Raw genomic sequence first — 833 nt, forward strand, 5'->3', positions numbered from 1 at the left:
GATTCAAACAGATCCTAAAATTCGTTTTTCTAATATTGCACGACCTGACCCGGTCTTAAAATATTTCTCCAAAGCAACGGCCTTTTTCTTATCTCTTACGGCAACATAAGCAGCTAAAAGAAACGGACGATAATGCTTTGTGGACTGCACTTCCCCTCGATTATGCTTCTGTACCCGACTCTTCAACTCATCGGTTATACCTACGTACGTCCAATCTTTCTGTTGACTCTCTATGATATAAACATACCACATGATTCCTAACTGAATTAAAAAAGCCTCGCGGCAAGTCCAAAACGAGCTTGCTCAACGAAGCTTTAGCGTAGTTGAGCGGATCGACTGCGCGCAAGGCTTCGTCGATTAAAAGAGTTAGGGATTCAAACAGATCCTAATATTCTTTTTTTTAATATTGCGCGGCCGGACCCTGTCTTAAAATATTTCTCCAAAGCTGCCGCCCTTTCTTTATCTCTTACTGCTACATAAGCAGCTAAAATAAACGGTCGGTAATGCTTTGTGGACTGCACTTCCCCTCGATTATGCTTCTGTACCCGGCTCTTCAACTCATCGGTTATACCAACGTACGTCCAATCTTTCTGTTGGCTCTCTATGATATAAACATACCACATGATTCCTGACTGAATTAAAAAAGCTTCGCGGCAAGTCCAAAACGAGCTTGTTCAACGAAGCTTTAGCGTAGTTGAGCGGATCGACTACGCCCAAGGCTTCGTCGATTAAAAGAGAGAGGGATTCAAACAGATCCTAAAATTCGTTTTTCTAATATTGCACGACCTGACCCGGTCTTAAAATATTTCTCCAAAGCAACGGCCTTTTTCTTA

At 42.1% G+C, this 833-nt stretch carries 2 protein-coding genes; both read right to left on the minus strand.

All coding sequences use genetic code 11. From position 1 onward, the window contains the following. Positions 1–3 precede the first annotated feature (3 nt). Entirely contained in the window at positions 4–252 is a 249-nt protein-coding gene (locus L6773_RS21890) for a GIY-YIG nuclease family protein (RefSeq protein WP_369431612.1), read from the minus strand. Between the two features lie 122 nt (positions 253–374). Continuing rightward, positions 375–623, minus strand: a complete 249-nt coding sequence (locus L6773_RS21275) for a GIY-YIG nuclease family protein (protein WP_237856690.1) — start codon at positions 621–623, stop codon at positions 375–377. Between the last annotated feature and the right edge of the window lie 210 nt (positions 624–833).

This window comes from Rhodohalobacter sulfatireducens (assembly GCF_022012475.1).
Lineage (GTDB): Bacteria > Bacteroidota > Rhodothermia > Balneolales > Balneolaceae > Rhodohalobacter > Rhodohalobacter sulfatireducens.

What these genes read in the sequence shown, in the direction of transcription:
- L6773_RS21275 (WP_237856690.1), bottom strand. Translation starts at nt 623, where the DNA reads ATGTGGTATGTTTATATCATAGAGAGCCAACAGAAAGATTGGACGTAC.
- L6773_RS21890 (WP_369431612.1), bottom strand. Translation starts at nt 252, where the DNA reads ATGTGGTATGTTTATATCATAGAGAGTCAACAGAAAGATTGGACGTAC.